Below are 23,925 nucleotides of genomic sequence, written 5' to 3'. Positions count from 1 at the left end.
TGATTAGGTTTAACAGCTTATCACGATCATTATTTGAAATAGACAAGGCGGTTTAATGTCATCTAGTAGCGTAGTTTCTTCTGCCATATTTCCACCTATCCTTTCGTCGTGAATGTTGATGAATGAATAACTTTTTTCCTTTTCGTAATTCCATGACTTGCTCTGATCCTGCTTTAAGACCTGTCAAATGGACTGTATCTCCCAATTTAAAGTCTTTTTTAATTAGCTTGTCATTACAATATAAGTCTGCCATTTAAACACCCCTAACGTCTGCTGTTGTCTTTGTAGCGTTTGCTACTTCAACTCCGGCAACTTCGGGACTAGCTGGGAGAGTCTGTTCCTGCCTCTGCTGAAATAGTAGATACAATGATACCGTCCAAACGTTCTGGTAATAGCAAGAGAGCGTCTGCAACAACACTTTCGTATGATAGTGAGTCGTTCTTAGGTTCGTGAGCAATTCCAACGAGTCCTGTTTGATCGGTTGTAAAGTTGAATGCTTGTGAGAGTGATCCACCGTTCAAATGTTGCAAAGTATAAGTTTAGGTTTTGTGAAGCTGTAACGTAAATTGTACCTGCTGGAACGTTGTTACTCATGATTAAAGTATTTACACCAAGGAAATTTTGAATGTAAGTCATACCGAATACTGTTTGAACTGTTACAGGTGCTGAACCAATGTAATCATAAAAATCAATAGGGTTGACTAATGCAACAGAGGTAACGTCCTCGGTCCTCGAATGCAACTGCGAGTTGACCCAAGCCTTTTGCAAGTGATTGTTGAAAGCTGCTCCTGTTGCCTTACCAGTTCCGTTTGCAAATTCGTCGAACAATTCTTTCTTGATATTCTTTTGAATTGCTTGAGTAGTTCGGAGTCTGTGTCTGCAACGCACCTTGAAATCCACTTGATTGAATTGCTTCCGCAGTTACATTCTTGCGCCATTTGTTAAAGGTTAATTCCTTAGTGTCTGATAGTTCTTTTTTGACTTCTGATAATGGAATAACTTCGCCTCTGCAACCTTTTCGTCTGCAAGAGTAACTGTTGACTTGTAAATCTTCACTGTTGATCCTAATGCAAGAGCTTGTTTGCGTGTGATACCGAGAACTTTCATTAATGTTGTAAGTCCCTCGTGAATTGTTCTACGAAATCAACTGATTGTGGAATTAACTGTCTTTTGTAACTGTCTTTTCGTCTACTGCCATGGTGTCCATGACCTCCTAATTATTTATATTCGGGGAATAGGTTCATATTCTCCGCAATTTTTCTTGTCGTTCTTGTGGATCAACGATTGCCATAATTTCATCACGTGTGATCGTGGAACGTTGACCCGAAATTCTTGGTGTTGCTCCCTTTGTTAGTTCCTTGGTTGTTTCGTCTTTGATTGATTGAATGAACTAACCAATTTACCAACGTGGTTTTTGTGCTGTCGGCTTGATCGGTTGTAACCAAGTCTAATGCCCTCGTCGCTTGCTGTGATCCCTTGTTCTTGAACATTGAACTAGCGGTATCACGCATTCGATAAGTTGCAAGTTCCGCCTTTGCTTTGTCTGCCTCGGCTTGTACTTGCTGTAATTGATACTTTGTTTCTCGTCGGAGTTCATTTTTGCTAACTTCTTAGCCTCGTCAACTTCGTGTTGTCGTTCTTTTCCGCTCTGTCCAACTTTTGTTGAACAATTGCGTTGACCTCCTCATCAGTGTATTTTTTCCACCGGTCTTTTCTTGATCGTCGTTGTTATCTTTGTGATCGTCTGTCTTATTTTCTTCCGGTGTTGCAACCCCTGTGTTTCGGTCTTGTTTGTTCAACTCTTCGGTTGATTGAGTATCTGTTTGGTTATCCATAAATAAATTCTCCTATCCATTAGCTTTTAACGTGGATCAATGCTTGCACATTCCATATCTTTTAAAGTGATAAATGCTTGCACTTTGCTACACCATAGCTTTTTACGTCTTCAATGCTTGGACGTACAAAAAAAGCACTCAACCGTTTTGGTTGAATGCTTAATATTTGATACTTACAAAATCATATCTTTTGGATCAGTAGGTTTGAACGGTTGTTTGTTCAAAATTGCTTTTTCCATTTCGCTACATGCTTTTTCAATGTCGTTGTCAACGGAATAATTCGACGCCTTTCGCATTGGAAATATCTACATTTAATTTATTAGAATTTGCGTCAACTTTGCTACTTGTATCATTTTTTCGTTCCTTTGGTGTTGGTGGTTCGTTCTCCTCATCATCAACAGGAACTGTCGAGCAGCGACAATTGGGATGTACAGGAATATCTGGGGCGGGATTATCTCCACCTCCCATCAATTCAAATACTTTATTGTCTAGCGGTTTGCATACAGAACATGCTGTCGGTTCCGCAATCCATTTTACTTTGTCAAAATCATTTTCCATATACAAAATACGACTGTATTGGTCCGCAACCCTGGCTGACTCAGTTCTAGCAATCCGAGAAGCAGCATAACTAGCATTCTTTACCTTATCATCAATCAGCGACCGGAGCCGTGAACTCATTGATCAGCATTCATACCCATTACCAAACTACGTGTAATGATATTGTCTAGTTCGTTTTTCAACACGTCTTGGTTCGTCCAAATTCTGTCCGAGAACTTTGCTCCGTGATATGAACTATATATCAACGTTTCCATTCTCCGTTCTGTCATCTTTGGAACCGTCTCACCAAGTATTCCCGCTTGTCGTACACGCTCGTCCTTTAATTCAGTAACAAGTCGTTCACGAAGTTTGTCGCTTAACTCGTCTGTTTCCGCCAAGAGATCAACGCCAATTTGACTTTTAAGCATTTCCAAACGATTAATTCGCATAGTCGCATTGTAAATCCTCAACCTTTCATTTGCTTCGTCAGAGAAGTCTTGCTCCTCCACCATCTTTTTTGCGGTGTCTTGAAATCCTTTAACATCAAAGTTGGAGACTCGTTTTTTTCGCTTCATCTATACTGATACCCTCTTTGTTTGCATATCGTGTATAAAATTGAGATATATCTTTATCTATTTTGTCTAATGATTTGTTATAGATTTCATCTATCTGCTTGTCAAAATCAATGTCTTGTTTTTGTTGTTGATCTATCCACTCACGCTCTCGCTTTTCCCAATATCCCATAATTATTCACCTTGTTCACTGGTTGTTGAATTGTTAAATCCGTAATCAGTTGCAGGGTTATTGTTAACTGCGTTTCTTGTTTGTTCGTTTTGTTCTTCTTGAATGCGAGTTATTTCCGCCTTAGGATCACTGACAACTGACAGCGTAGACAATGCGGTTTCAAGTGAGGTAATGCCGATCAAGTTCTTTGCTGTTTCTGCTTCCTCTGCGACGTTGTTCGGAATATTACGGGTAAATCTGAACGTTATGTCCATTGGTTCGCCATAGGGCAATTGAACTCCTAATACTGAAAACATTTCACGTAAGTTCTGTGTAAATTTACGTTCTTTGTTAACAGCAAGGTTACTCATTGATTGCATTTTGTATGCTAACGCCGTTCCCGAGGTTGAACTCCCGAATACGTCATCACTAATATTCGCAATCATACTAATTTGATAAATCATTGTCGTTAGTCGATTGAGGATATTTTCTTGATTACCGTCTGCGTCTGGTTTCTCGAGGAACTTTGCGTCAACGTCGTATTCTTCACTAGCGTTTTTAGTCACGATCAAACGGTTCTGTTTGATATTGAGTTGTTCTTCCTCCGTCAAATCAAAGTTCTTTAGGAACAAATAAGCGTGTGCAAAGTAATCAATATCATCTAGCTTGGCACTAAATGCCTTGTCGTATGCGTGAATTAATGTAATGACTGGATCAAACACTCCCATGCGTTCCTCATTATCGAAGAACTCGACCGCAGGCACTTTGCCTTTGAACACCAATAGTTTTGAGTCTGTGATCCTAATATCATCAATATAAGTGAACGAGTCGGCTCTATTTGAATAGTATGCCGTTCCTGTAATCTCGTTCTTTGCATTCTTGCCATATGTAACAAAGGCAATAGGCTTTTTGTTGATCGTGTCATCATAAATCATGAACGACTGATCCGGAGAGAGAACGGCTGTTTTTAGTTCGCTGTTCTCGTTGTTGTATGCCAACATGAACGCTTTGCCGTAGATACTCGACTGCTTGGAAACCTCTGCAAGTTTGTCAACGAATGAATTATTTCTGATCCACGCTTGTAGAACTTTGTCCTTGTCTTGATCGTCCACTTTGATAGTTGGTGGAATACCAATAAAATAACCATTCAATGTGTCAACGAGGTTCTTTGGAAAGTTGACAATCAAATGGTTGTTATCTTGCATATTTTGAGCTATCTCGTCATCAAAGGCTTTGGTTTGCCCTTTATATTCTCGTAGCTTGTCTTTGTACTGCTCTTCGTAGTTTGTTCTGTGATAGTTGATGAAACTTCGTAAATCTTCCCGAGTGAACTCTTCGTCTACTGGAAAGAGGTACTCGTCGTTATCACTGACAATTCCTCTTTGTAATAGCATTTGCTACCTCCTAAAATAATAAGTTCCTGTGGACTTTCGCTTGAACCTTTCCCTTGCCGTTGATTTCTTCGACAGCATATCTCGTTGCGTCTGCCCAATGGTTGAAAAGGTCAACAGGCTTGTTTGTGTACTCTCCTGTTTTCTTGTCCTTTTGCCATGTGTAGTTCTCTAGTCCCTCAATGACTTTTTGACAGCGGTCATCAACGATCAACTCGTACTGTTGCATGAATTGAATACCTTGAATGATTGAGTCTTTGCCTTTGTTGGACTTCCGAACACGTTCAATTCCGTTACGCCGTAGTTCATCAATACTCTTTGGTTCTGCGGCGTCGGCTGTGATTACTTCTTTTGAATATCCCATTGACTTGATTACGTCGGCTATTTGATTGTTCATCATTCCCGTTTTGCTGTATTCCTCAATGAAATACATTTTTTTGTTCTTGTCGTCCACCTTTACATGAATAAAGAACGACGGGTCATTCGTATAACCGAAATCAAGTCCGAACATGCTCGGAACGCTTTGTAGTTCGGGAGAGTCACTGTTCAAGCGACGAACTTCGTAATTAGGAAAGATTAGTTTGTCGAGTGTTGCAAACTCTCCAAGAGCATATATTCGATACCAAACGGGGTTTGTTGTTTTGAACTTCTCGATATTTCTCCGAGTTTGATCGTCAACAAACTTGTTATCTTTGTAGCTCGATTGATGAATGATCGTGTCCGGCTGTTTATTTTTGAAGAAATACTGATAAACCCAATTAGCTTTTGATACCGGGTTGAACATTAGAAATATTTGCTTGTTAGAGTGTTTCCTTTCACGTACACGCAATGTAAGTTGCTCGTAGTCCTCTTGACTGAACTCGGTTGCCTCTTCCATTACAACGTCCGACAGTCCCTTGATTGACTTAATCTTTTCTTGATCGTCCATGCCTTTGAAAAGGAACATTGCTCCATTCGGCAAAGTGATCTCGAAATTTGTCTTGTTGATCTTGCAATAAGGCAACAACTTCCATTCGGATAGTCGAATAACAACGTCCTCATAGATTGAGTCACGTAATCGACTCCCAACCTTTCGGAGGAACAATACTTTGCGAGGGTGTTTCCATTCTTTCAAGGCTTTCAATACTACCTTTTGAACAACGCCGTGTGACTTTCCACTTGCTGCTCCCCCGTACCAAACCTCTGTAAAGTGTTCATAGTCATTCAAACTGTCAAAGACTGATCGGTTGAACTCTTTTTCGGGGTGCATGAATTTAATATCAATTGTCATCTTCTGGATAATCTCCAATATCAATTTCAATATTGGTTCGGTTCGTTGTGTTGACGTTATCAGTAAACAAGGCATGTCGTTTCCCGATCAACTCCGCAGCCTTGATCCTGTCTTTTGCTGTGACAGGCACGTTCTCGTACAAACCTTTTGCGGTTGCCACCGTTTCCTTTGTCTGTCCTCGCATGGTCTTTGATAGGAACTCCATTACTTCGGTTGCGTCGGCAATGCTTTCACTGTGCATTGAGTCCACCTGCTCTTGTATAGCCGATTTAATGTCATCTTTTGTAAGCAATCTATTTGCCTGTTGTCTTGCCGATTTCTCTGCGTAACCGGCTCTTAACGCTGCCTGTGTTGCATTTAAATCTTTGATGTATTCATCAACGAATTTCTTTTGTTGTGCATTCAAACTCAACTAGCACCACCTCCTTAGTAATGAAATTGAGCAACAAAAAAACACCACTCGAATGAGTGATGTTTCTTCAAGTCGCTACTACTCTACTTTTTGACCTTGCGGTCTATGCGAGCCTCGGGAATCGAACCCGAGCATAGAAATGTGATAAGAAAAAAGGTGTTGGTATTTTTAGGAGGAAACCGCCAGTACTCGCCTAATAAAAACAGTAACCGTTATCATAAGTTACTGCGTGAAACTTGTCGTTTTTTTTAAAGGTCGTTCTGCAGTTAGAGACAGGCTGTTTTTGTGTTATAAATTATTTTCTTTCAAATTTTTCTATACTATCAATTTACCCCATTGACAAGGTTCATAAATACCCTTTTTTGTGCAATTATTTGTCTATAATTTCAGGGCTAATCAGCCCTTTCTCAATAGCTAAAAGTTCAAGCATTTTATATCTCTTGTTGTAAATGGTTCTAACAGAATAATGTAACCTATCCGCAATCTCATACCACCCTAGGTAATCACTATTGACAAATCGCATATTGTAAATCATTAACTGCTCATCACTCATCTTGTCAATAGCCCGTTCACAATCATCTTTTAAATTAAATAGGCGTTGAAGTTCTTTATCTTCGTCTTTTTTTATTGTCAAAGTTTCTTGTGGCTTTATGATGATGCTTGATCTACCACCCTCTGGATTTCCGTTACTTTCAGTCCAAGGATGTTCAATAGCAACAACTCTCACAGCAATGTTGGTATTAACTTGTTGATACTCTTTAAAGTCCTCTTCAAGCTCAAGCAATCTACTCTTACTTAATTGTTTAATGGTTATTCCCCTCGTCCTTAATGAACACACCATTTAAAGTCTTCCCTTTACGATTCTTGATCGTATCAACTGCAAGTTCCAAGCAATCTTTTAAATCGAATCCTGTTTGTTGACAGAGGATAATCATGACAACCATCACATCACCAATCGAATCCGGGAAACCTGAGTTAGCATTTGAGAAATCATGATTCTTATATGCTTCCTTTAACTCATCAATCTCTTCTTGCAGCTTATTCAATTGTTTCGCTGGGTCATTATTATCTAAGCCACGTTCTTTTGACCATTCTTGTACTGCTTTAATTAAATCGTTGTCCATTAGTCTTCTACCCTTTCTAACATTGGTTCGTATGCTGGGTTAATTGATAACCATTCCTCTTTGGTATTTTTAACCGGACGATAAAAACATAATGGAGCCCAAATTAATTTGTTGTTGATATCGTCATGGTAAATAACGCTGTTCGTATTAGTGTCATGAACAATATACAGTTTATTAGGAAAAACAGCAGTTCCCATTACCACGTTATTAATGTCGGCCATAAAATCAAACTCTTTTGTGTGCTCCATTGTCATGTACTTTGCTTGTAAACTCCCGATACCGTGAGTTTCTGGCATGAGCAACTTACCTATTGCATGTATAGGGCTATCGTAAGCTTTTCCAAGTTCTTTTAGTTCCTTTAGTTCGCCTTCCGTGTAATTTAATTTTAATTTATATTTCATCGTCTTCCTCCACTTCATCGTCTTCCACCTCTTCCATAAATGGCACAAATTTTGGATCAATAGCTGTAACTCTAATTCTCATTCGAGCTATTTCATCATCAATAGTTTGGTAATCCTCTAACTGTTGCTCTAAATATTTTAATGTTGTTTTCCTTAGCTTTTCCATATGTTACCTATCCAACCTTTTTCCCTTCAAACATATCAAGGCAGAAGTAAGTGTCTTTGAGTAGATTTCTAACTTGTTTTAAAGTTAAAAATTTATTCTCTTTCGGAATAGAAACATCATTGCAATTTGTTCCAAGAACGGGAACACCATCAATACCGTCCTTAAATAAATATATATCTTTCCCTGTTTCTTGAGTGAGAGTTGGTTTTAATTTCCAGAGGTACCGTGGATTAAAAAAAACACCGTCACCTCTCCAGTAATCAACCATATCAAAAATTATCTGTTCTGGTGTCTGTGATTGCATATATTTATCTTTCAAATACGTTTGGTTTTCTCGATCATATAAAACATCTAAAACATCATCAAAATCATTTTTTTGATTTTTTTGCCATTCAAGTTCTTCAATCTCTTCTTCGGTCCACCCTGTAATAGTTCTCATCAGTCAACCGCCTCCAATCTATCTAGTGCTAGGATATGTAACCAAAATTCTGGACGTATACAGTCCTCGGATAATTCAATCGGTCTACCAACTAATGCATAACCCGTTGTATATGGCAGTAAGTAGCCGTAAATATATCCGTCATGAAAATACGGGTCTGATTTGTCTAGCCAATACAAGTCATCTATATCTTCATCAGTTAGTTTTAATCTGTATTCTTGCGGTTTAATCATTCTTCCACCTCCAACTTTCTGCCACACATAGGACAATAATTAATAGGAGTTGTAAAGCGTTCCCAATTCATGCACTCATTTTCAACCCGATCAGTGATTATATTTTCATCTATAACCACTGAAGTGTAATTAATGTCAGATGAATCATCAGAAACAATACCAAAAGGCTTTGAGTTCATTGGGTCACAATATTCACATGCTACTGGATTTAGTTCCACGATAGCCTCATCACAAGCCTGCACGCCTCTTTTATATTCGCCACTAGTTTTCAAAAGATTCTTTGATATGACTTCACGGGCAATTTGAATTGATTTAATTGCACTATTTTCCATGTATTCGTTCCCTTCTTAATTGTTCAATTTTTTCTTGTTTCAATCTCCTTTTTTTATCGACGTATTTTTGATAGGTCTTTGCCCGCCGTACACGTTTCCAAGCAATATCATTGATCAATTTAAATCGCATAGCCTTATCAAATTCAGTTTTGTTGATTTCATACAAATCAATGATTGTACGTTTTGGCGTGCCACTGTCTAATTCTTTTTGTATGTAATCCCATCTGAAATTTTTTGCTCGTTCACTCATTTCATTTCCAATGCGATCTTCCGCCCTAATCTTCATCAATGTTGGGTGGTTTTCTGGCACGTTTCGCATGTTTCCAAATTCTTCTTCTAATTCTATTACCCATTCAACAATTTTGTTCATGAATTAACTAGAACGGCAAAATAATATCAATTATTAATTCGTTCTTTTCCCTTTCTGTGAGATGTCGTCTTGCTAATGCGAATTCATTCGGTAATTGCATCTCATGCTTTATTACATATGCAATTGTTTTTTCTATGCTGTGTTGTTGATCTTCAAAAATCCTAGACATATGTTCTTTGTAAATACTTTTAAAGTTCAAGTTGGTTTCTCCTTTCAAAGGCTTGTTCATCTCTTTTGATACGTTCCATTTGCTTGCATAATTCTTCATCGCTGATCCGTAGTGCATCAGCAATTTCAATATTCGTGTATCCATTTGCTTTCATTTGGTAAATTGCCAAGGGGATATTTTTCATATGGTTGATTTTCCTTTGTGTGGCGGTGTCAATGGTTGCATTACATTCTCAATTTCAACAATTGGAATACCTGTATCTGTTTTTAAGATGTTGTCTGTTTCATCAAAAAATATTTGTCCATCAACAACCGTTATTTTTCTAGGTAACTCATTTTTTATCTTTCTTCATGTCATTCACCTAAAACGGTAAATCATCGTCTGTGATATCAGCTTGTTGTGTGGACTCGTTTTCATATGTTCCGTTTTTATTCATGCCGTTAACTTCTTCATATGTCTTTTGTTTTGACTCGCTTCCTTGCGTTGTCCACTCGGTTGGTTTTGCTGATGGCTGTGCATTGCTTGGTTGTCGTTGCTCTTTATTTGCTGGTTGGTTATTGCTTGATTTTGGTTCAAGTAATGAAAAGTTCTCTGCTAACACCTCAGTAATAAATACTCTATTTCCTTGATCGTTCTCATAGTTCCTGGTTTGAATACGACCATCAATCCCCACTAATGAACCCTTGTGGGTAAAATTAGCAAAATTTTCCGCTGCTTTTCTCCACATAACACAATTAATAAAGTCCGCCTCACGTTCTCCGTCTGCGTTTGTATATGTTCTATTAACGGCGACGGTAAAACTTGCTACGGCGTGCCCATTTGCTGTGTAACGCAAATCTGGATCTTTCGTTAATCTTCCTGTAATCACTGCTCTATTAATCATCTGAATCACGTCCTTTTTGTATTTGGTTCGCTGTTTTTACAATCAAAGCTAATTCATCAAGTGTTATCGGTTTCCCAGTGTGTAGAAAAAAGCACTGTCGTAAACTTCTTCAATAAAACGTTGGCTTTCATCAACTGTTAATTTTTTCAATTGTTACCTCCACCCTTGGTTGTTCGTCATAATCCTTTGTTGCGTTGATCTCGACAATTTGACCATCATCAAACCATGCGCATTTGAGACCATCAAAAACCGATTTAATATAATTATCCAAGTCTGATTTAATTGCTGGCTTGACTTCGTGGCTTGCTCGCCGTTCGTGTTCTTTATTTGATATTGACTTTTGAATGCTTCTATAAAAATGCAATTCCACTTTTAAGGGTTCACCCCGTTCAAAAAGTTGCTCATTATTAAATTCTTTTCGATATTGTTCTTCGATGTTTTTTTTATATTCTGCATATTTTGGTGGGGTGTATGTTCCCCGTCTCGTGATTCTCGGCCTTTGTGCTGCGACTGGTTCACCCTCAATCGTCATTTTTAAAAACATTCTCTTTAATCTCCTTCAAAAGCCAATTCATATTGAGCAGTTCTCCATCAATTTGTTTATGCACCGTTTCAAGCTCTGAAATAGCCATAATTAAATGTTCCTCAATATCCGTATTACCTCGATAATCAGAAACATCGTTTAAAAGTTGGTGATACCGTCCATATATGACTTTTAAATATTTGATTTGACTTAGGATAGGATCGTGAATAATCAAAAGTTGATTATTTGCATAAGCAAGACTGTCTCTTTCCACGTTTTGAATTATTGGTAGCTCTGATATAAATTTTTCTGTTTCCATTTCTAAACCTCCCTCATGTCTTTACCATCAAACACAATTACGTTCTCAGGCTTTTTGGTAAGCAATCGACTTATAATCTTTCCGTTGTACATTCGTTGTAATTCACTACCTGTGTTGTTTGTTGTAATGATGTTTGCTTTGTTTTTTCGATAATCAGCAATTCGGAATAATACTTCTTGTGTAAATCTCGTTGCGGGTTGTATCTCTTTACCCGATGCAAAACTTGTTTCGCTTCCTAAATCATCAAGTACTAATACATCGCATTTTTCAATACATTTTTCGATTCGATAAACGTCATGTTTTTCAATATTGTATTTATCTGTAACGGCTTGACGTTCTAAATTGATCAACATTTCAACACTTACAAACAAACATGAAATGTCAGTTTCCAAGGACTTTAATCCGTTCAAAATGCTAACTGCCAACATGGTTTTGCCTCTTCCGGCTTTACCAGTGAATAGGTAGTTCGATGTATTGCCTTTATATATTTCATTTGCGATATTTCGAGCCTGTAAGAGTTCTTGTTCTTGCTCCGGTGTATCTGCATCAAAGTCATCAAAAACGCTTTTCAGATCATCAATATCACTAACAAGCGAACTGTTAAACATTCGATATTTCTCTTGTGCTTTATATCTTTTGGTTATGTTAATCTCGTCTTGTTTTCGTCTTTCGTCCATATCGATATTCTTCACGTTATCCCAATCAATGTTGATATCTTTTTTCTTGAGGTCTGCCAACAGTTCACTCATGATTGTTCCTAAGTTTTCCATTTCGCCCTCCTAGTATGGTAATTTGTCCGATTCATCAACAGAGTATGGTTCATTCTTTGTTTTCGGTTTTTGTTCTGCCTTTACATTGCTTAATGTGAACAAGCTATGATCAAGCCAGTTTTTTAAAATCCCATCTGCATAATTCCAAGATAGTTTATTGCTAAGGGCTGCCTTTTCAATTGCGAGTTGAACAATCTCATTGGCTTCAATTTCATTAGTTCCTTGATTAACGAAGTCATTGATTCGATATTCTATGTTTTGCTGCACTAATGGATTTAGTACCCCAATGTTTTGTTGATACACTGTAAGAGTTTTTTGAAAAGCAACAGCAGGTGGCCCTATTTCTTTACTCTGCTTTTGTTTACTTTTCTTTTCTTTCCTTTCCTTTACTTTACTTTGTGTACTAATGTCAACATTTACCCCACTTGAACTGGGGTTATTGTCAACATTAACTACGCTTGAAACTAGGTTATTGTCATCATTAACTAAATAACGTAATTTTGGTTGTTCTTTTCGTCTTTTTGTAGCTTCTAAAAACGTTGCTTGAACTCTCTTGCTTGTGAGAATTTGATACTCCTCAAATGCTTCTTCGCTGAATGTGTCGTACGAAATTAGTCTATTGATTAGTTGATCCATTTTTTCAATAGTCATTCCGTCAATTCGATTTACCAATTGCATTTGACTCAACCTATCCCACTTCAGAAAATAACCATTCCGATAGATAGCCGATAAGAGGTAAAGAAAAGCAACAACACCCTCACTTCCAAACTCCCCCATGATTGCTTCGACTTTTTCATTTGTTGGAAAATCAACGTCGAGTGGAAAGTAATCCATGCCATTTTTAATAGGTCTTGCCATCTCGTCCTCCTAATTAATAAGGTTTTCCATGCTTGTAATTTCCCCTAGTGTTGCAGTTTTTCGACAATAAGCACATTTACCACAACGTATTGGTACTTCAAATCCGCTCTTTACTTTTTCAAATCTTGGCTGAAGTGTTTCAATCTCTTCTTGGGCCTCTGCTAGTCGCTTCTTAGGAATCGAGATAACAGCCTTTGCGGGTATTTCTTGTTTACTTACTGCAATAATATAAGGTGTACACATGACTCCATATTGTTGATAAATTAATTGCTGGTATACATACATTTGCAACGGATAATTATATTCGTCCATAAATGATTGCCACATACGTTTTTCTTCGTTCCAATATTTACGGTCTATTTCCCTAGTTGTTTTTAAATCAAGAAATATTTTGCGGTCTAGGTTCAAACAATCAATTTTGCCTTTCCAATTAACGCCTTCAATTTGGCCTTTAACGATTGCCTCTTTTTTGCCCTGATAAAGATTGTTAAACATTGGATCATCAGTAAGCGTTGCAATCATTGAGTCAGCAACCTGATAATCTTTTAACAGTGTGCCCCGCTTTGTGAACATGTCACCTTCGTGTTGTTTAATGAAATTCTCGTGAGCCGTATGGCTTTCAAAGTAAGAATGCAAGTAATTGCCAACCAATAGAGCTTTTTGGTTTATATCTGGTTTGTATATATCATTTAGTTGTGCCACAGTTGCAGCTTCACATTTTTCGAAGTTCTTGAAAAATGTTGCCGATTGATAATACCTATCTGATTCAATTGAATAATATGTTTCTTTATTCAGAGTCTTTTGAATTGGTTGTTGAGTCATTGACGTTTGCCTCCGTTGCATTTCCATTGATCAGCTGACTAACATCAGTTGCGGGCTCTTGTTCTTGTGCTTCAATATCTTTGATGTCGTTTGTGCTGATTGTTGTTGCCTGCTCGTCGCTCTCGTAAGCTTTTTGCATTTCCACACTCATCGGTCCCCATTTACTGATTAAGTTTCTTAGAACCGTTTTGAGTGCCATTGCGTCAAAGTTAGTTGCCCAAACACCACTCGGTTTTGACTTTCCACTCATTTTTGAAAAATTTTGTCTGTGGTCATCAATTTGTTTACGTGTCCAGTACACAGTTTTTTCGAAGCCACTAGTTAACTCAAAGTAACCAACGTATCCAACGGGTTTTTCAGAGGAATCACGATCCTTAAAATGAGGTTCATAATCCAATTGCTCGGTTAACGGGTTGTAACTTTGAAACTCGTCTTCATACACTGCGACGGCGTTCAGATGTTTGTACTGCCCGGTTCTCTGTGCCAATTGGATATATCCTTTGTAACCCATCTGAGGTTGTGCCTTACCGCCATATGGAACTAACCACATGTATCCCAAGTCTTGATTAATTGGCAAGTCTAAACTGGCTGCCACCATAGCCGAGGCAACAACGCTCATTTGATCAACATTCTTCAAAGATTGATTACTATTCACAACATTAATAAGTGATGTAACAAATTGAGCTGATTTGTTACCTAACACAGATTCAAATTTTTCAACGATCTTTGGTTCTTTTACTAATGTCTGGATTGGTAATTTTGCTAAATTGTTTACCATTTTTTTATCCCCTTTTTCTTATTGTGTTAAAATGAACATATGATTTTTTTGAAGTATTCCTGTCCTTTGCCATTGCAGTGGCAAGGGACTTTTTTTGTTCCCAATACAAGTTGTAAATATCTTTTGTTGGTACTCTCTCAAAGCCCCAACGACCGACGTTTACAACTCTCGGGTATCTTGTTGAACAACACTTTGTAATTGCTGTGTATGCCAAGCCCGTTTTGATTGAGGCTTGTCGGCAACTCTCGAAAATTCCTTGTATAATTCCGTTCTCGTCGAACCAAACTATTGAGGTATCTTTTACCGAGTAACCAAACTCGTATGCTTTTCGTCTGCGTTGATTTTCACTTATCGTGATCCATTCCAAATTGTCTGCTCTGTTGTCTTTGGTGTTTCCGTTTAAGTGATCCACAACAAGCACTTTGTCTGTTTCCGGCTTGATGCAAAACAACTCGGCAACTAACCTGTGAACGTCAAAGGTTCTGATTTTTCCGTTGTCATCTCGAAAGGACGTTTTCAAGTAAGCAGTCCGTCGTCCGGGTTTTGACAACTTCCGAATTTGTCCGGTTACTGTACTTTTGACTCTTCCAAGGTTTGAAACCTCATATCGTTCAAAATTAGGCACTTTTTTCCATTGCTCCATATCTACCACCCGTTCTCTTCGTCGCAAGGTTCTGCACCGGGGTAATATGGTTCGCTTTCTTCCTCTGTTTGAGTTAGTGATCCGTAGGCTGTTTCATCTTGTAGCCATTCATCAAACCTGTTCATGTGTTTGCCCCTCTTTCTTGTAAATGTTTTCTCTGAAATTCTTATCTCCTGCTTTGTTTTCTGGTTCGTCGTGATCCATTCCGTAAAAATCTGTAATATTTTCAATAATTCCTTTGAACGACTTGTACTTTGTAAATAAATAAGTGATTAAACTTGATACTCCTGCGATCACAATTGCATTACTGATTAGCTGTTCGAGTGTGACTTTTATCATGTTTCCTCCTGTTGTTGTCGTTCCTGTTCCCACATTTTTTAATGATTGAGCATAAATTCGTCTAGCTCTTTTTTGTAATACCTAACAACACCTTTTACCGTGTGACTTGGTAAACCCTCCAAGATAAAACCGTCAAATGTGTTGTTTGAAACGTTCATATATTTAACTGCTTCGTATTTCTTCATATATGTTTTTGCAATCAGTCCGTTATCTCTTTTAAAATCGGCAACTGCCTTTCCAACAACTCCATATACTGATTTCATCAATTCGTGCTCTTGCTGTTCGGTCAAAGTTATTTCCATCATTCGGCCTCCTGTTGCAAGTAGTAAGTTTCCATTACCGAGATTCCAGATTTTATTTCATTGATAAGTTCCAAGCTTGTACAATCTCGCTTGCGATCCGTGTTGTATACCGGTCTTCCTGTAAACAATGCGTCCACATACTCACCTACAATCTCCTGTGCTGTCGAAAAATTCTCGTACGTCACTTTCATAATCATTCCTCCTATCTAGAAATAACTGAGTTATTTTCCAGAAACTTATTAATAAAATATTGTTGGCCCTTACCAGTAACTTTTGGAGTTTTTGTTACTACCGTGACTCCGTCTGAATTAACATGGCTTGACTCTTTAATCTTGAATAAGCCTAAGTCCATCGATTTTTGAGTTGGAGAATTATAATCTGCGCCTTTGCGTTTGATTAAGTACCCGTTATCTCTCATCCATTGGAATAAACGTCTTGCACCAGTATCAACACCATTACCTTTGATGATTTTGGCAAGATCACCAACTAAGATAGTGGTATGTGATGTTGCTACCGAATCTGCAAATATTGCCTTAGGTTTCATCACTTCTAACTGTTCCTGTTGGTCTGCCGCCAAACGTAAAGCTTCAGCCATTGTCGATGGAATTTTGAAACCACCTGTTTTGATTTGCTCTTCCATCTTGTTAAAGGCCTCAATATATTGCATCTTGAATCTAAGAGCTTTTTTGCCTGTGAATCCCATAGCTAATAATGTGAAGCCGTCTCGATTCATGTAATACATTGGGTATTGTTTTCCGCGATTTTCATGTGTAGATTTTAAAAATATTTGGCTGCTCAAAACTGAGCTGTCAGATTCCAATAGATGTTCGATGTCACGAATTATATTTTTATGTTCTTTATTAAACGTTTCTGCAACTTGTAAACTGCTAGTTACTGCTTGTTGATCTTTCATAATTACTAAATCGTTCATTTTTTATTTTTCCCTTCCTAAAACTTTTGATTCGCAATTATATTTTTCAATCAATGAATCCGTTCTTTATTGGGAACGTCCTTTGTAAAAAAAATCCCGAGCTCATCCCTTGAGAATCCAAGAATAGTGGCCATTTTAGCTAATTCATCAGCACCAATCGATACGAAACCATTTTCACGTTTTGCATAGGGTGTTCTTGTGCTCCAGCCCATGCGACTCGCCATTTGATCTTGTGTGATTCCTCTTGCAATTCGTTCTGCTTTTAATCTTCTCAAATTGATTGTCATTGTCAATCACCTCCGTTCTCTTTCGAGTACGATACTTACTATAAAGGGTATGTTCTCGTTTGTCAACACTTTTTGCTAAATTAAATACATAAAGATGTTTTATTCCTATGTATTGTATTCTTTTGGGAACGATGATATAATAGAAACATGTTAAGGAAACATAGTATTTAAATAGTTTTAGGAGAAAATTATGAGAACTAACGATGAAATTATGAATATATTAGATGATTTAAAATCAAAACAAAATTTATCTATAAGTGAAATAGCACGCAGAACCGGTATGGCTAAATCAGCTGTTTCCAGATATTTTAATAGAACAAGAGAATTCCCTTTAAATCGCGTAAATGATTTTGCCAAAGCATTTCATATAGAACCTGATTATTTATTGAATATCGATAACTCTCAATCTCCTAAGCATAAAACTGCAATGATTCCTATACTAGGCGAAATTGCATGTGGAGATCCAATAACTGCAGAAGAAAATATAGAAGGATATTTGGAGGAGCCTGAGGACTCGCTCCCAAGTGGTACCGTATTCTATCTAGTTGCTAAAGGTCATTCAATGGAGCCTACCATCCCTAATGGCTCCAATGTCTTAATTAGAGAGCAACCAGAAGTTGAGGACGATGAAATAGCTGCAGTCCTAGTTAATAGTGATACAGAAGCAACTTTGAAACGGGTTAAACATTCTGGGAACATTGTAATGCTTATGCCAGATAACAAGGACTATGATCCAATTATAGTAACCAAAGACAGCCCTGCTCGTATTCTTGGCAAAGCAATCAGATATACAACTGAACTGTAGTTTAATGTCCAAACACTGATGACAATAAAAGCTGACTATTGGGAGGAATTACAAATTATGAAAAGAGAAGAAAATAAGAAAAAACCTTTCTATAAGAAATGGTGGTTCTGGTTAATCGTTGCATTTGCAATTATTATTGTAGGAAATACAATCTCCGACAGTGGAAATAAAACAACACCTGAAAGTACAAAGACCGAAAAAACTACCCCGAAAGCTAATACAAAAGAAACAAAAGAGGCAGAAAAGAAAGTAAAAAACTTCTTTAAATCTGATGATTCTAAAAAAGAAGATAATGTACCAGCTGAATATAAATCAGCACTAAATAAAGCTAAAACATATTCGAACCTTATGTATATGTCGAAACAAGGTATTTATGACCAACTAACTTCTGAGTACGGAGATAAATTTTCTGCCGAAGCAGCACAATATGCTGTAGATAATCTAAAGGCTGACTACAATAAAAATGCACTTAAAAAAGCTAAATCTTATCAAAAAGACCAAGATATGTCATCTGAAGGCATTAGAGATCAATTAACATCAGAATATGGCGAAAAGTTTACACAATCTGAGGCGGATTACGCAGTACAGCATTTAAACGACTAGGAGCAAATAATGACAAAACTACTATGGAAGACTTTTATATTTATAATCAGCTTTATAATAATTGTTAGAGTTTTATTTGATCCATCAATGTTATTTTACACAATTCCTTTTATTATAATATTAGCAGTAATATTATTGGGATTATATAAATTTGGAAGGCCCTATTTTGATAAGATGCTTGGATTTTTAAAAGTAAAAACTCCAGAATTAACAAAAAATGTATCTCAAAAAACCACAGGATACATTAAAGAAAAAAGCACTGAAAAGAAAAATAAAAAACTGGATTTAGATAAATTAGAAGAAATGCATAAACTTGTTGAAAAAGGTGTTTTAACACAAGAAGAATTTAACAAGAAAAAAGAGGAAATGCTATAAATTCTCATTAAATAAGCCACCCTAGGCTTATTTATTTTTACTCAAATTACGTTTTTGGAGGTGTAATTATGGCTCAAATATACAAAAAGCAAGGTTCTTGGGCTTTTCACGTTTACTACAAAGATGATCAAGGAAAACGCAAATAGCCCTCTTCAAACACAAGAGGACGCAATGAACGATAAACTACTACCAAAGAAAAAAACACAAGGTGTAGTAGTGTTTGAATTAGAAAACACAAATAAAGTAACAGTTAAATTTTCTAATTCTGATTTCAAGAATATTGGATCAAAAACTTATAATGTTCAATAGCATTTAATTGTTCATGTCGTTTCTTCCCTGTTCCCACGGTGGGAGACTAAAATATGACGAAAATAAAAAAATACACAAAAAAAGACGGATCAACCGCCTACAAATTTAATATTTATTTAGGTATTGATCCGAAAACCGGAAAGAGCAAAAGAACAAATCGACATTTTGCAACTCTCAAAGAAGCAAAAGTTGAATTAAAAAAACTAGAGTATCAAGCGACACAAGGAATTATAGAACATAAAGAAACAAATATAACCTTTGAAGAGGTTTATAATGAATGGTTCGAGGGGTATGTGAATACTGTTCGTGAAAGTACGTGGTACAAAAAGAAAAAGATTTTTGAAAATCACATATTACCGGCATTTGGCAAATATCGAATTAGATCAATCACTACTGCTCAAATACAAAGTGAGCTAAACAAATGGTTTAAGTCGACTACCAACAATTTCAAACCTTGGTTTTATTACACCAGTGCTATTTTCAAATATGCTATTCAGCAACAGTACATTACTGACAACCCAGCTAAAAGAGTTATCATGCCACGAAAAACTGAACATATTGAAAAAGAACCAAACTTTTGGAATAAAGATGAGTTGAAAACCTTTTTCGATTTTATTGATTCAAAAAAAGAGTTAGAACGTTACACATTGTTTAGAATACTTGCATTCACTGGTATTAGACGTGGTGAATGTTTAGCATTAACGTGGAATGACTTTAACAACACCGAAAACATTTTGCAAATCAACAAAACACTGACGCAAGGTATTGGAGGAAAGCAGATAATTCAAGACACAAAGACAATTAAGGGAACTCGTACCATTCCCCTAGATACAACCACAATTAAATATTTAAACCTCTGGAGAATTCAGGATCGCAAGGAATTGTTGAAAATGGGTTTTAATATTGGTAAAGGTTCACAGTTAATTTTTCATAGTAATACTAATCACTTTAAATCATTAAATACTCCAAAGAAATGGTTAGATTTAATAATGAAACGTGTGAACAGTGAACAAACTTTATTACACCCAATAACCATACATGGTTTTAGACATTCCTACGCAAGTGCATTGTTTGCCTCAGGAGCAACTATTAAAGAGGCTCAAACATTGTTAGGACATGAGGACGCTCAAACAACATTAAACATATACACTCACGTAACAGCAGATCAAAACAAAGAAGCAACGGAAAAACTGGTTAAGTTCCTGAACTTCTAAATGGTACTCAAAATGGTACCTAAGCGAAAAAACAGCCCTTGAGAAGCCTTGTAACTACTGATATATCGGGAGTTATTAAAATTAGTATCCGATTCCCCTCATCTCCATATTTATATTAAAAGACAGTAATCAAGAAATTTTGATTACTGTCTTTTTTTCGGTTATTTACACTATATTTGACGTAATTTCTTCTTAGGATGGTTAGTCCTATCAAACACGTGTAAGACGTGTTATATTAAATTTGAGGAGAATTACTCATGCCAATGAACCAAAGGCAGATGATAAAGATACTCCGACGTAATGGTTGGTTGCTTATCAAAAATGCTGGAAAAGGATCCCATGCAAAATTACAAAAAGCTGGTAATAGGCCAATTATCGTTCCCCATGGAGAAATAGATAAATACACTGAACAAAATATTATTAAAGCGGCTGGGTTGAAAAATGAACTTGGCTAATACAGAAAGGAAAATCATTATGAGAGTAAGTTATCCAGCTATGTTTTTTTTCATTCCAAATGAGACAATCCCATATTATATTCATTTTCCTGATTTTAATACATCAGGCACACAAGGCAGAGATGTTAATGATGCATTATATATGGCTGAAGATTGGCTTGGAATTCAGGTGGCAGATGATATTGAAAACGGAAATGAATCACCATCACCATCGTTTATTAATTCATTATCATTAAACAATCCAAAAGGGTTGGTGGATGATCCTCCAAAATACAATGCAGATAAGTCATTTATCTCAATGGTTTCAGTGGAACTTGATGACTACTTAGATTCAAAATCTGTGATCAAGAAAACCCTAACCATCCCGTCATGGGCAAATGAACTTGGACATAAATATCAAATCAATTTTTCAAAGACTTTAACAGATTCAATTGCCAAATTAGCGGTAAATCAAAAAGGTTTTGAAGACTTCAACTGAAGAAAAGACGGGTACTGAAAAAATCAGTACCTGTCTTTTTTTGCATTAATGGATGTGTACGTCCATTAATTTTATAAATACTTTTTCTGACAAAAAGAAAAGGCCCCACATCATCTGGATGTGAGACCCCGGACAGCTATGCAACGGATCTTGGAATGTGCTAGCTGCCACTTTTAAATCACAGGTAGGCTACCTGCACTAAGTATCATACAGACATTTTTGCGTAATTACTAGTGTTTTCAGTTAAAACTAGTAATTTATTGTTCTGATACTACTGTCTGAGTAATTAACCAATTTGTGAAAGCACCTCGTTAATTGGAGTTAATAGAATTAATTTAGGCTTGTGAAGGAATACTTTTTCTTCGTCACAAATATTCTTATTCAAATCCATGTTTCGATTAAATTTGTGGGCAAAGGACTTGAGACATCTAATTCTTATCTCATCTAAATATGATATTTTAACCAACTTAACATCCCCATCCGTACCACTATTTCTCATACAAACGACCACTTCAATTGAACCTATTAATTTACAATTTATGGTAAATACAGCCTTTTTCTCTTGAAAAAAACGATTTACAATTACATTCTCAACAACTGAATAGGAGGCAATATCAAATTTGATAATAGGCGAAACCTTATTCAAATACTCATCAAATAAAATCTTACTTTGTCTAATTTGACGTTGTTGATTTATCTTGGCATTTGCCCTTTTTCGAGCTTTATTCACTTCAGAATCTAATTTTTGTTGTCGTGTACGATTAATTATCTTTTTTTTGCGTAAACCATGATGAGCTTGATCATTGATAAATCTGAAGTTTTTTGAATTTGGAACTTTGGCAAAATCATAGTCGTCAACTTCTTTTGTATGGCTTTCTTCCATATTGGATAACCCTGTATTGTAATAATGAACAAGTTTTTTTATTACTGTGAATCTAAGGTCATATGTATCAAATTCTTTTGCAACAAAAACATCTATGTAATTACTTGCGGTTTCCTTTGCAAAATGGTTCCTCAGAGCAATTACAACCGGATTGTCGAAATATTGTAAATACAGATAGCAATAAATAGAATCTGTCGTATGTGATTGTTTATAATAATATCTTTTTACAAAGAAAGTATTATCCATCAATTTACTAATAGCTTGCTCAATACGCTGAGAATACGCATCATTTGTGTGACCTTTTCTTCTATTCCAATGGATATACTCCCCGTTAATTTCCATTTATCTCTCCCCATATGTTATCTGAATATTAAAGTCAATTTGATTGATAAATTAAATATCATGACATTATTTTACCAAACATATGTTCGATAGAAAACAAATTTGACTCGCTTAATTTTTTCAAACAAATCTAGACTAAATTATAATAATAAGATTATAATGATAGTAAATTAGAAATAATTTAATTTAAGAGGACTGTTTTATATGAAAATGGAACACATTGAGGAACCGGCTCCCGAGCTACAAAGGAGTCTAAAGGGTCGCCAAGTCGAAATGATCGCGATTGGTGGTGCTATTGGTACTGGACTATTCTTAGGTGCTGGTAAATCTATCAACTTCGCTGGGCCTGCGATCCTTCTTGCATATCTACTGACAGGTATTATTTGTTACTGGATCATGCGTGCTTTAGGGGAACTATTACTTTCAAATTTAAACTATCATTCATTTGTTGAAGCAATTTATGATTATTCTGGAAAACGTTCAGCTTTCGTAATTGGCTGGGCATACTGGGCTAGTTGGATAACAATTGCCATGGCCGAATTAACCGCCATTGGTGTTTATATCAAGCTGTGGATACCTGCTCTGCCACAGTGGGTTCCCGGTTTAATTACCCTAGTGATTTTGCTTTGTGTCAATCTAATAACCGTCAAAGCCTTTGGTGAAGTCGAATTCTGGTTCGCCTTGGTAAAAGTTGTCGCCATCATCGCTTTGATTGTCGTCGGAATTGTCTTAATGGTCATTCAATACAAAACAGATGCTGGTGTTGCTTCACCTGTTAACTTAGTAAGTCATGGCGGATTCTTTGCCAAGGGTTGGAAAGGTTTCTTGCTTTCACTCCCAATGGTTGTTTTCGCCTTTGCAGGAATTGAAATGATTGGTATGACAGCTGCAGAAACTGAGAATCCAGAAAAAGTTTTGCCACGTGCTATCAACAGCTTGCCAATCAGAATCATTATTTTCTATATTGGTTCACTTGCAGTTATCATGAGTATTTTCCCATGGAATCAACTTGATCCAAATGCCAGTCCATTCGTTATGGTATTTAAAGGCATGGGTATTAAAGGTGCTGCCAATATCATCAACTTCGTTGTTATCACAGCCGCTGCATCTTCATGTAATAGTGCTTTGTTCACAACTGGTAGAATGCTATCTGAATTGACCAGTCAATATGATAAACCATTAGTTCATCAAATCAGTAAATTATCAAGCCATCACGTTCCTTCTTTAGCCATTCTTTTATCAGCAGCATTAATTGCATTATCAGCTGTTATTAATGCAGTTATGCCCGGCAACGTGTTCACATTGATTTCCGGTGTTGCAACAACCAGTTTTCTATTCATCTGGGGAGCAATCATTCGAGCACATTTGAAATTCAAAAAATCTAATCCTAAAAATGATAAATTCAAAATGCCACTATCACCTATTTCTGACTACTTAGTTCTGATATTCTTCGCAATAGTAGCCATTATGATGTTGTTCCAAGTCAGCACATTAATCTCATTAATCTTCGATTTGATTTGGTTCGCAATCTTAGTATTCTTGAGTAAACGTCACAGTCCTGACGAGAATTTACCAATTTAAATATTAATTTAAGCAATATCCTG

Annotated in this window: 41 protein-coding genes and 1 pseudogene; 8 read left to right on the top strand and 34 right to left on the bottom strand. The window is 36.6% G+C overall.

Annotated features, from left to right (window positions below; translation table 11 throughout):
• Nucleotides 1-441 precede the first annotated feature (441 nt).
• The 33 genes and pseudogenes from ABM34_RS13435 to ABM34_RS12720 form a co-directional block, all read right to left on the bottom strand.
• Nucleotides 442-888, bottom strand: coding sequence for a hypothetical protein (locus tag ABM34_RS13435; protein WP_048706266.1), 447 nt, complete (start codon nucleotides 886-888; stop codon nucleotides 442-444).
• A gap of 60 nt (nucleotides 889-948) precedes the next feature.
• Entirely contained in the window at nucleotides 949-1,107 is a 159-nt protein-coding gene (locus ABM34_RS13430) for a hypothetical protein (RefSeq protein WP_232298600.1), read from the bottom strand.
• Nucleotides 1,108-1,298: 191 nt separating this feature from the next.
• Nucleotides 1,299-1,571 (bottom strand): annotated as a pseudogene (locus tag ABM34_RS13610) (hypothetical protein); the annotation flags it as partial.
• 48 nt (nucleotides 1,572-1,619) lie between these two features.
• Nucleotides 1,620-1,835, bottom strand: coding sequence for a hypothetical protein (locus ABM34_RS12860; protein WP_048706265.1), 216 nt, complete (start codon nucleotides 1,833-1,835; stop codon nucleotides 1,620-1,622).
• 173 nt (nucleotides 1,836-2,008) lie between these two features.
• Nucleotides 2,009-2,131 (bottom strand): hypothetical protein, encoded by a 123-nt coding sequence (locus ABM34_RS13510; protein WP_257719938.1) that lies wholly within the window; start codon nucleotides 2,129-2,131, stop codon nucleotides 2,009-2,011.
• Entirely contained in the window at nucleotides 2,103-2,513 is a 411-nt protein-coding gene (locus ABM34_RS12855; RefSeq protein WP_048706262.1) for a minor capsid protein, read from the bottom strand. The genes ABM34_RS13510 and ABM34_RS12855 overlap by 29 nt, the downstream gene beginning before the upstream one ends.
• A complete protein-coding gene (locus ABM34_RS12850; RefSeq protein ID WP_048706260.1) occupies nucleotides 2,510-2,947 on the bottom strand; it encodes a hypothetical protein in 438 nt (145 codons plus the stop codon). Before ABM34_RS12850 ends, ABM34_RS12855 begins: the two co-directional genes overlap by 4 nt.
• On the bottom strand, nucleotides 2,916-3,116 hold the full coding sequence (locus tag ABM34_RS12845) for a hypothetical protein (RefSeq protein WP_048706259.1): 201 nt from the start codon (nucleotides 3,114-3,116) through the stop codon (nucleotides 2,916-2,918). Before ABM34_RS12845 ends, ABM34_RS12850 begins: the two co-directional genes overlap by 32 nt.
• A gap of 2 nt (nucleotides 3,117-3,118) precedes the next feature.
• Complete coding sequence (locus ABM34_RS12840; protein WP_048702378.1) at nucleotides 3,119-4,489, bottom strand: phage portal protein; 1,371 nt, start codon at nucleotides 4,487-4,489, stop codon at nucleotides 3,119-3,121.
• Between the two features lie 10 nt (nucleotides 4,490-4,499).
• Nucleotides 4,500-5,756: a PBSX family phage terminase large subunit gene (locus tag ABM34_RS12835; RefSeq protein ID WP_048702376.1), complete on the bottom strand. Its 1,257-nt coding sequence runs from the start codon at nucleotides 5,754-5,756 to the stop codon at nucleotides 4,500-4,502.
• Nucleotides 5,746-6,168 carry a terminase small subunit gene (locus ABM34_RS12830; protein ID WP_048702375.1) on the bottom strand — a complete coding sequence of 141 codons (423 nt, stop codon included), beginning with the start codon at nucleotides 6,166-6,168 and terminating at the stop codon, nucleotides 5,746-5,748. Before ABM34_RS12830 ends, ABM34_RS12835 begins: the two co-directional genes overlap by 11 nt.
• A 370-nt stretch (nucleotides 6,169-6,538) precedes the next feature.
• Nucleotides 6,539-7,009, bottom strand: coding sequence for a hypothetical protein (locus ABM34_RS12825; protein ID WP_083988322.1), 471 nt, complete (start codon nucleotides 7,007-7,009; stop codon nucleotides 6,539-6,541).
• Entirely contained in the window at nucleotides 6,972-7,292 is a 321-nt protein-coding gene (locus ABM34_RS12820) for a MazG-like family protein (protein WP_048706257.1), read from the bottom strand. Before ABM34_RS12820 ends, ABM34_RS12825 begins: the two co-directional genes overlap by 38 nt.
• Entirely contained in the window at nucleotides 7,292-7,711 is a 420-nt protein-coding gene (locus tag ABM34_RS12815) for a hypothetical protein (protein WP_198141153.1), read from the bottom strand. Before ABM34_RS12815 ends, ABM34_RS12820 begins: the two co-directional genes overlap by 1 nt.
• Nucleotides 7,683-7,859, bottom strand: a complete 177-nt coding sequence (locus tag ABM34_RS13320; protein ID WP_157023164.1) for a hypothetical protein — start codon at nucleotides 7,857-7,859, stop codon at nucleotides 7,683-7,685. The genes ABM34_RS12815 and ABM34_RS13320 overlap by 29 nt, the downstream gene beginning before the upstream one ends.
• Nucleotides 7,860-7,866: 7 nt before the next feature.
• On the bottom strand, nucleotides 7,867-8,298 hold the full coding sequence (locus ABM34_RS12810) for a hypothetical protein (protein ID WP_048702371.1): 432 nt from the start codon (nucleotides 8,296-8,298) through the stop codon (nucleotides 7,867-7,869).
• Entirely contained in the window at nucleotides 8,298-8,531 is a 234-nt protein-coding gene (locus ABM34_RS12805; protein WP_048702370.1) for a hypothetical protein, read from the bottom strand. The genes ABM34_RS12810 and ABM34_RS12805 overlap by 1 nt, the downstream gene beginning before the upstream one ends.
• The gene (locus ABM34_RS12800; protein ID WP_048702369.1) at nucleotides 8,528-8,863 is read right to left on the bottom strand and encodes a hypothetical protein; all 336 of its coding nucleotides are present in this window, start codon (nucleotides 8,861-8,863) and stop codon (nucleotides 8,528-8,530) included. The genes ABM34_RS12805 and ABM34_RS12800 overlap by 4 nt, the downstream gene beginning before the upstream one ends.
• On the bottom strand, nucleotides 8,853-9,233 hold the full coding sequence (locus ABM34_RS12795) for a hypothetical protein (RefSeq protein WP_157023162.1): 381 nt from the start codon (nucleotides 9,231-9,233) through the stop codon (nucleotides 8,853-8,855). Before ABM34_RS12795 ends, ABM34_RS12800 begins: the two co-directional genes overlap by 11 nt.
• A 188-nt stretch (nucleotides 9,234-9,421) precedes the next feature.
• Nucleotides 9,422-9,586 (bottom strand): hypothetical protein, encoded by a 165-nt coding sequence (locus ABM34_RS13315; protein WP_157023159.1) that lies wholly within the window; start codon nucleotides 9,584-9,586, stop codon nucleotides 9,422-9,424.
• A gap of 177 nt (nucleotides 9,587-9,763) precedes the next feature.
• Nucleotides 9,764-10,285 (bottom strand): single-stranded DNA-binding protein, encoded by a 522-nt coding sequence (gene ssb / locus ABM34_RS12780; protein ID WP_048702365.1) that lies wholly within the window; start codon nucleotides 10,283-10,285, stop codon nucleotides 9,764-9,766.
• A 130-nt stretch (nucleotides 10,286-10,415) separates the two neighbouring features.
• Nucleotides 10,416-10,829 carry a RusA family crossover junction endodeoxyribonuclease gene (locus ABM34_RS12775; RefSeq protein ID WP_048702364.1) on the bottom strand — a complete coding sequence of 138 codons (414 nt, stop codon included), beginning with the start codon at nucleotides 10,827-10,829 and terminating at the stop codon, nucleotides 10,416-10,418.
• Entirely contained in the window at nucleotides 10,807-11,127 is a 321-nt protein-coding gene (locus tag ABM34_RS12770; protein WP_048702363.1) for a hypothetical protein, read from the bottom strand. Before ABM34_RS12770 ends, ABM34_RS12775 begins: the two co-directional genes overlap by 23 nt.
• 2 nt (nucleotides 11,128-11,129) lie before the next feature.
• Nucleotides 11,130-11,897, bottom strand: coding sequence for an ATP-binding protein (locus ABM34_RS12765; protein ID WP_048702362.1), 768 nt, complete (start codon nucleotides 11,895-11,897; stop codon nucleotides 11,130-11,132).
• Nucleotides 11,898-11,906: 9 nt separating this feature from the next.
• Complete coding sequence (locus tag ABM34_RS13310) at nucleotides 11,907-12,755, bottom strand: Lin1244/Lin1753 domain-containing protein (RefSeq protein WP_053084433.1); 849 nt, start codon at nucleotides 12,753-12,755, stop codon at nucleotides 11,907-11,909.
• Between the two features lie 9 nt (nucleotides 12,756-12,764).
• Nucleotides 12,765-13,577, bottom strand: coding sequence for a PD-(D/E)XK nuclease-like domain-containing protein (locus tag ABM34_RS12755; protein ID WP_083988226.1), 813 nt, complete (start codon nucleotides 13,575-13,577; stop codon nucleotides 12,765-12,767).
• Nucleotides 13,543-14,355 (bottom strand): recombinase RecT, encoded by an 813-nt coding sequence (locus ABM34_RS12750; RefSeq protein WP_048702360.1) that lies wholly within the window; start codon nucleotides 14,353-14,355, stop codon nucleotides 13,543-13,545. The genes ABM34_RS12755 and ABM34_RS12750 overlap by 35 nt, the downstream gene beginning before the upstream one ends.
• A 4-nt stretch (nucleotides 14,356-14,359) precedes the next feature.
• Entirely contained in the window at nucleotides 14,360-14,998 is a 639-nt protein-coding gene (locus tag ABM34_RS12970; RefSeq protein ID WP_053084432.1) for an NUMOD4 motif-containing HNH endonuclease, read from the bottom strand.
• A gap of 2 nt (nucleotides 14,999-15,000) precedes the next feature.
• A complete protein-coding gene (locus ABM34_RS13505; RefSeq protein WP_257719937.1) occupies nucleotides 15,001-15,123 on the bottom strand; it encodes a hypothetical protein in 123 nt (40 codons plus the stop codon).
• Nucleotides 15,110-15,337, bottom strand: coding sequence for a hypothetical protein (locus tag ABM34_RS12740; RefSeq protein WP_048702359.1), 228 nt, complete (start codon nucleotides 15,335-15,337; stop codon nucleotides 15,110-15,112). Before ABM34_RS12740 ends, ABM34_RS13505 begins: the two co-directional genes overlap by 14 nt.
• A 38-nt stretch (nucleotides 15,338-15,375) precedes the next feature.
• Nucleotides 15,376-15,642, bottom strand: a complete 267-nt coding sequence (locus tag ABM34_RS12735; protein WP_157023157.1) for a hypothetical protein — start codon at nucleotides 15,640-15,642, stop codon at nucleotides 15,376-15,378.
• Nucleotides 15,643-15,841: 199 nt separating this feature from the next.
• A complete protein-coding gene (locus ABM34_RS12725; protein WP_048702354.1) occupies nucleotides 15,842-16,570 on the bottom strand; it encodes a phage antirepressor KilAC domain-containing protein in 729 nt (242 codons plus the stop codon).
• Between the two features lie 50 nt (nucleotides 16,571-16,620).
• Nucleotides 16,621-16,857 carry a helix-turn-helix domain-containing protein gene (locus ABM34_RS12720; RefSeq protein WP_048702353.1) on the bottom strand — a complete coding sequence of 79 codons (237 nt, stop codon included), beginning with the start codon at nucleotides 16,855-16,857 and terminating at the stop codon, nucleotides 16,621-16,623.
• A 190-nt stretch (nucleotides 16,858-17,047) separates the two neighbouring features.
• Between ABM34_RS12720 and ABM34_RS12715 the strand changes: the two genes are divergently transcribed.
• From ABM34_RS12715 to ABM34_RS12690, 7 genes are all read left to right on the top strand, one after another.
• The gene (locus ABM34_RS12715) at nucleotides 17,048-17,662 is read left to right on the top strand and encodes a LexA family protein (protein ID WP_048702352.1); all 615 of its coding nucleotides are present in this window, start codon (nucleotides 17,048-17,050) and stop codon (nucleotides 17,660-17,662) included.
• A gap of 57 nt (nucleotides 17,663-17,719) precedes the next feature.
• A complete protein-coding gene (locus tag ABM34_RS12710; RefSeq protein WP_048702351.1) occupies nucleotides 17,720-18,265 on the top strand; it encodes an Ltp family lipoprotein in 546 nt (181 codons plus the stop codon).
• 9 nt (nucleotides 18,266-18,274) lie between these two features.
• A complete protein-coding gene (locus ABM34_RS12705) occupies nucleotides 18,275-18,640 on the top strand; it encodes an SHOCT domain-containing protein (protein WP_048702350.1) in 366 nt (121 codons plus the stop codon).
• Nucleotides 18,641-18,763: 123 nt separating this feature from the next.
• Nucleotides 18,764-18,949 (top strand): DUF5067 domain-containing protein, encoded by a 186-nt coding sequence (locus ABM34_RS13305; protein ID WP_470290494.1) that lies wholly within the window; start codon nucleotides 18,764-18,766, stop codon nucleotides 18,947-18,949.
• Nucleotides 18,950-19,002: 53 nt separating this feature from the next.
• Nucleotides 19,003-20,163 (top strand): tyrosine-type recombinase/integrase, encoded by a 1,161-nt coding sequence (locus ABM34_RS12700; RefSeq protein ID WP_048702349.1) that lies wholly within the window; start codon nucleotides 19,003-19,005, stop codon nucleotides 20,161-20,163.
• Nucleotides 20,164-20,420: 257 nt separating this feature from the next.
• A complete protein-coding gene (locus tag ABM34_RS12695) occupies nucleotides 20,421-20,618 on the top strand; it encodes a type II toxin-antitoxin system HicA family toxin (RefSeq protein WP_048706256.1) in 198 nt (65 codons plus the stop codon).
• Nucleotides 20,619-20,637: 19 nt separating this feature from the next.
• Nucleotides 20,638-21,096 carry a type II toxin-antitoxin system HicB family antitoxin gene (locus ABM34_RS12690; protein WP_048706254.1) on the top strand — a complete coding sequence of 153 codons (459 nt, stop codon included), beginning with the start codon at nucleotides 20,638-20,640 and terminating at the stop codon, nucleotides 21,094-21,096.
• A 286-nt stretch (nucleotides 21,097-21,382) separates the two neighbouring features.
• Here the strand turns inward: ABM34_RS12690 and ABM34_RS12685 are convergent, their stop codons facing one another.
• Nucleotides 21,383-22,321 (bottom strand): hypothetical protein, encoded by a 939-nt coding sequence (locus ABM34_RS12685; protein WP_048706252.1) that lies wholly within the window; start codon nucleotides 22,319-22,321, stop codon nucleotides 21,383-21,385.
• A gap of 204 nt (nucleotides 22,322-22,525) precedes the next feature.
• Between ABM34_RS12685 and ABM34_RS12680 the strand changes: the two genes are divergently transcribed.
• Entirely contained in the window at nucleotides 22,526-23,902 is a 1,377-nt protein-coding gene (locus ABM34_RS12680) for an amino acid permease (RefSeq protein ID WP_048706250.1), read from the top strand.
• Nucleotides 23,903-23,925 lie beyond the last annotated feature (23 nt).

It is taken from the genome of Companilactobacillus ginsenosidimutans, assembly GCF_001050475.1.
In the GTDB taxonomy this organism is placed as follows: Bacteria; Bacillota; Bacilli; order Lactobacillales; family Lactobacillaceae; genus Companilactobacillus; species Companilactobacillus ginsenosidimutans.
This window is presented reverse-complemented; position numbering and strand designations above follow the sequence as displayed.

Excerpts from the sequence above, each read along its gene's own strand:
- ABM34_RS13430 (WP_232298600.1), bottom strand. The coding sequence starts at position 1,107 with ATGAAAGTTCTCGGTATCACACGCAAACAAGCTCTTGCATTAGGATCA.
- ABM34_RS12810 (WP_048702371.1), bottom strand. The coding sequence starts at position 8,298 with ATGAGAACTATTACAGGGTGGACCGAAGAAGAGATTGAAGAACTTGAA.
- ABM34_RS13315 (WP_157023159.1), bottom strand. The coding sequence starts at position 9,586 with ATGAAAAATATCCCCTTGGCAATTTACCAAATGAAAGCAAATGGATAC.
- ABM34_RS12855 (WP_048706262.1), bottom strand. The coding sequence starts at position 2,513 with ATGAGTTCACGGCTCCGGTCGCTGATTGATGATAAGGTAAAGAATGCT.
- ABM34_RS12765 (WP_048702362.1), bottom strand. The coding sequence starts at position 11,897 with ATGGAAAACTTAGGAACAATCATGAGTGAACTGTTGGCAGACCTCAAG.
- ABM34_RS13320 (WP_157023164.1), bottom strand. The coding sequence starts at position 7,859 with ATGGAAAAGCTAAGGAAAACAACATTAAAATATTTAGAGCAACAGTTA.
- ABM34_RS12725 (WP_048702354.1), bottom strand. The coding sequence starts at position 16,570 with ATGAACGATTTAGTAATTATGAAAGATCAACAAGCAGTAACTAGCAGT.
- ABM34_RS13505 (WP_257719937.1), bottom strand. The coding sequence starts at position 15,123 with ATGAACAGGTTTGATGAATGGCTACAAGATGAAACAGCCTACGGATCA.
- ABM34_RS13510 (WP_257719938.1), bottom strand. The coding sequence starts at position 2,131 with ATGCGAAAGGCGTCGAATTATTCCGTTGACAACGACATTGAAAAAGCA.
- ABM34_RS12800 (WP_048702369.1), bottom strand. The coding sequence starts at position 8,863 with ATGGAAAATAGTGCAATTAAATCAATTCAAATTGCCCGTGAAGTCATA.
- ABM34_RS12740 (WP_048702359.1), bottom strand. The coding sequence starts at position 15,337 with ATGATAAAAGTCACACTCGAACAGCTAATCAGTAATGCAATTGTGATC.
- ABM34_RS12825 (WP_083988322.1), bottom strand. The coding sequence starts at position 7,009 with ATGGTGTGTTCATTAAGGACGAGGGGAATAACCATTAAACAATTAAGT.
- ABM34_RS12710 (WP_048702351.1), top strand. The coding sequence starts at position 17,720 with ATGAAAAGAGAAGAAAATAAGAAAAAACCTTTCTATAAGAAATGGTGG.
- ABM34_RS12860 (WP_048706265.1), bottom strand. The coding sequence starts at position 1,835 with ATGGATAACCAAACAGATACTCAATCAACCGAAGAGTTGAACAAACAA.
- ABM34_RS12815 (WP_198141153.1), bottom strand. The coding sequence starts at position 7,711 with ATGAAGTGGAGGAAGACGATGAAATATAAATTAAAATTAAATTACACG.
- ABM34_RS12700 (WP_048702349.1), top strand. The coding sequence starts at position 19,003 with ATGACGAAAATAAAAAAATACACAAAAAAAGACGGATCAACCGCCTAC.
- ABM34_RS12680 (WP_048706250.1), top strand. The coding sequence starts at position 22,526 with ATGAAAATGGAACACATTGAGGAACCGGCTCCCGAGCTACAAAGGAGT.
- ABM34_RS12705 (WP_048702350.1), top strand. The coding sequence starts at position 18,275 with ATGACAAAACTACTATGGAAGACTTTTATATTTATAATCAGCTTTATA.
- ABM34_RS12685 (WP_048706252.1), bottom strand. The coding sequence starts at position 22,321 with ATGGAAATTAACGGGGAGTATATCCATTGGAATAGAAGAAAAGGTCAC.
- ABM34_RS12750 (WP_048702360.1), bottom strand. The coding sequence starts at position 14,355 with ATGGTAAACAATTTAGCAAAATTACCAATCCAGACATTAGTAAAAGAA.
- ABM34_RS12755 (WP_083988226.1), bottom strand. The coding sequence starts at position 13,577 with ATGACTCAACAACCAATTCAAAAGACTCTGAATAAAGAAACATATTAT.
- ABM34_RS13310 (WP_053084433.1), bottom strand. The coding sequence starts at position 12,755 with ATGGCAAGACCTATTAAAAATGGCATGGATTACTTTCCACTCGACGTT.
- ABM34_RS12820 (WP_048706257.1), bottom strand. The coding sequence starts at position 7,292 with ATGGACAACGATTTAATTAAAGCAGTACAAGAATGGTCAAAAGAACGT.
- ABM34_RS12850 (WP_048706260.1), bottom strand. The coding sequence starts at position 2,947 with ATGAAGCGAAAAAAACGAGTCTCCAACTTTGATGTTAAAGGATTTCAA.
- ABM34_RS13305 (WP_470290494.1), top strand. The coding sequence starts at position 18,764 with ATGATCAAGGAAAACGCAAATAGCCCTCTTCAAACACAAGAGGACGCA.
- ABM34_RS12840 (WP_048702378.1), bottom strand. The coding sequence starts at position 4,489 with ATGCTATTACAAAGAGGAATTGTCAGTGATAACGACGAGTACCTCTTT.
- ABM34_RS12835 (WP_048702376.1), bottom strand. The coding sequence starts at position 5,756 with ATGACAATTGATATTAAATTCATGCACCCCGAAAAAGAGTTCAACCGA.
- ssb (WP_048702365.1), bottom strand. The coding sequence starts at position 10,285 with ATGATTAATAGAGCAGTGATTACAGGAAGATTAACGAAAGATCCAGAT.
- ABM34_RS12735 (WP_157023157.1), bottom strand. The coding sequence starts at position 15,642 with ATGATGGAAATAACTTTGACCGAACAGCAAGAGCACGAATTGATGAAA.
- ABM34_RS12695 (WP_048706256.1), top strand. The coding sequence starts at position 20,421 with ATGCCAATGAACCAAAGGCAGATGATAAAGATACTCCGACGTAATGGT.
- ABM34_RS12845 (WP_048706259.1), bottom strand. The coding sequence starts at position 3,116 with ATGGGATATTGGGAAAAGCGAGAGCGTGAGTGGATAGATCAACAACAA.
- ABM34_RS12970 (WP_053084432.1), bottom strand. The coding sequence starts at position 14,998 with ATGGAGCAATGGAAAAAAGTGCCTAATTTTGAACGATATGAGGTTTCA.
- ABM34_RS12715 (WP_048702352.1), top strand. The coding sequence starts at position 17,048 with ATGAGAACTAACGATGAAATTATGAATATATTAGATGATTTAAAATCA.
- ABM34_RS12795 (WP_157023162.1), bottom strand. The coding sequence starts at position 9,233 with ATGAACAAAATTGTTGAATGGGTAATAGAATTAGAAGAAGAATTTGGA.
- ABM34_RS12690 (WP_048706254.1), top strand. The coding sequence starts at position 20,638 with ATGAGAGTAAGTTATCCAGCTATGTTTTTTTTCATTCCAAATGAGACA.
- ABM34_RS12720 (WP_048702353.1), bottom strand. The coding sequence starts at position 16,857 with ATGACAATCAATTTGAGAAGATTAAAAGCAGAACGAATTGCAAGAGGA.
- ABM34_RS12805 (WP_048702370.1), bottom strand. The coding sequence starts at position 8,531 with ATGATTAAACCGCAAGAATACAGATTAAAACTAACTGATGAAGATATA.
- ABM34_RS12770 (WP_048702363.1), bottom strand. The coding sequence starts at position 11,127 with ATGGAAACAGAAAAATTTATATCAGAGCTACCAATAATTCAAAACGTG.
- ABM34_RS12775 (WP_048702364.1), bottom strand. The coding sequence starts at position 10,829 with ATGTTTTTAAAAATGACGATTGAGGGTGAACCAGTCGCAGCACAAAGG.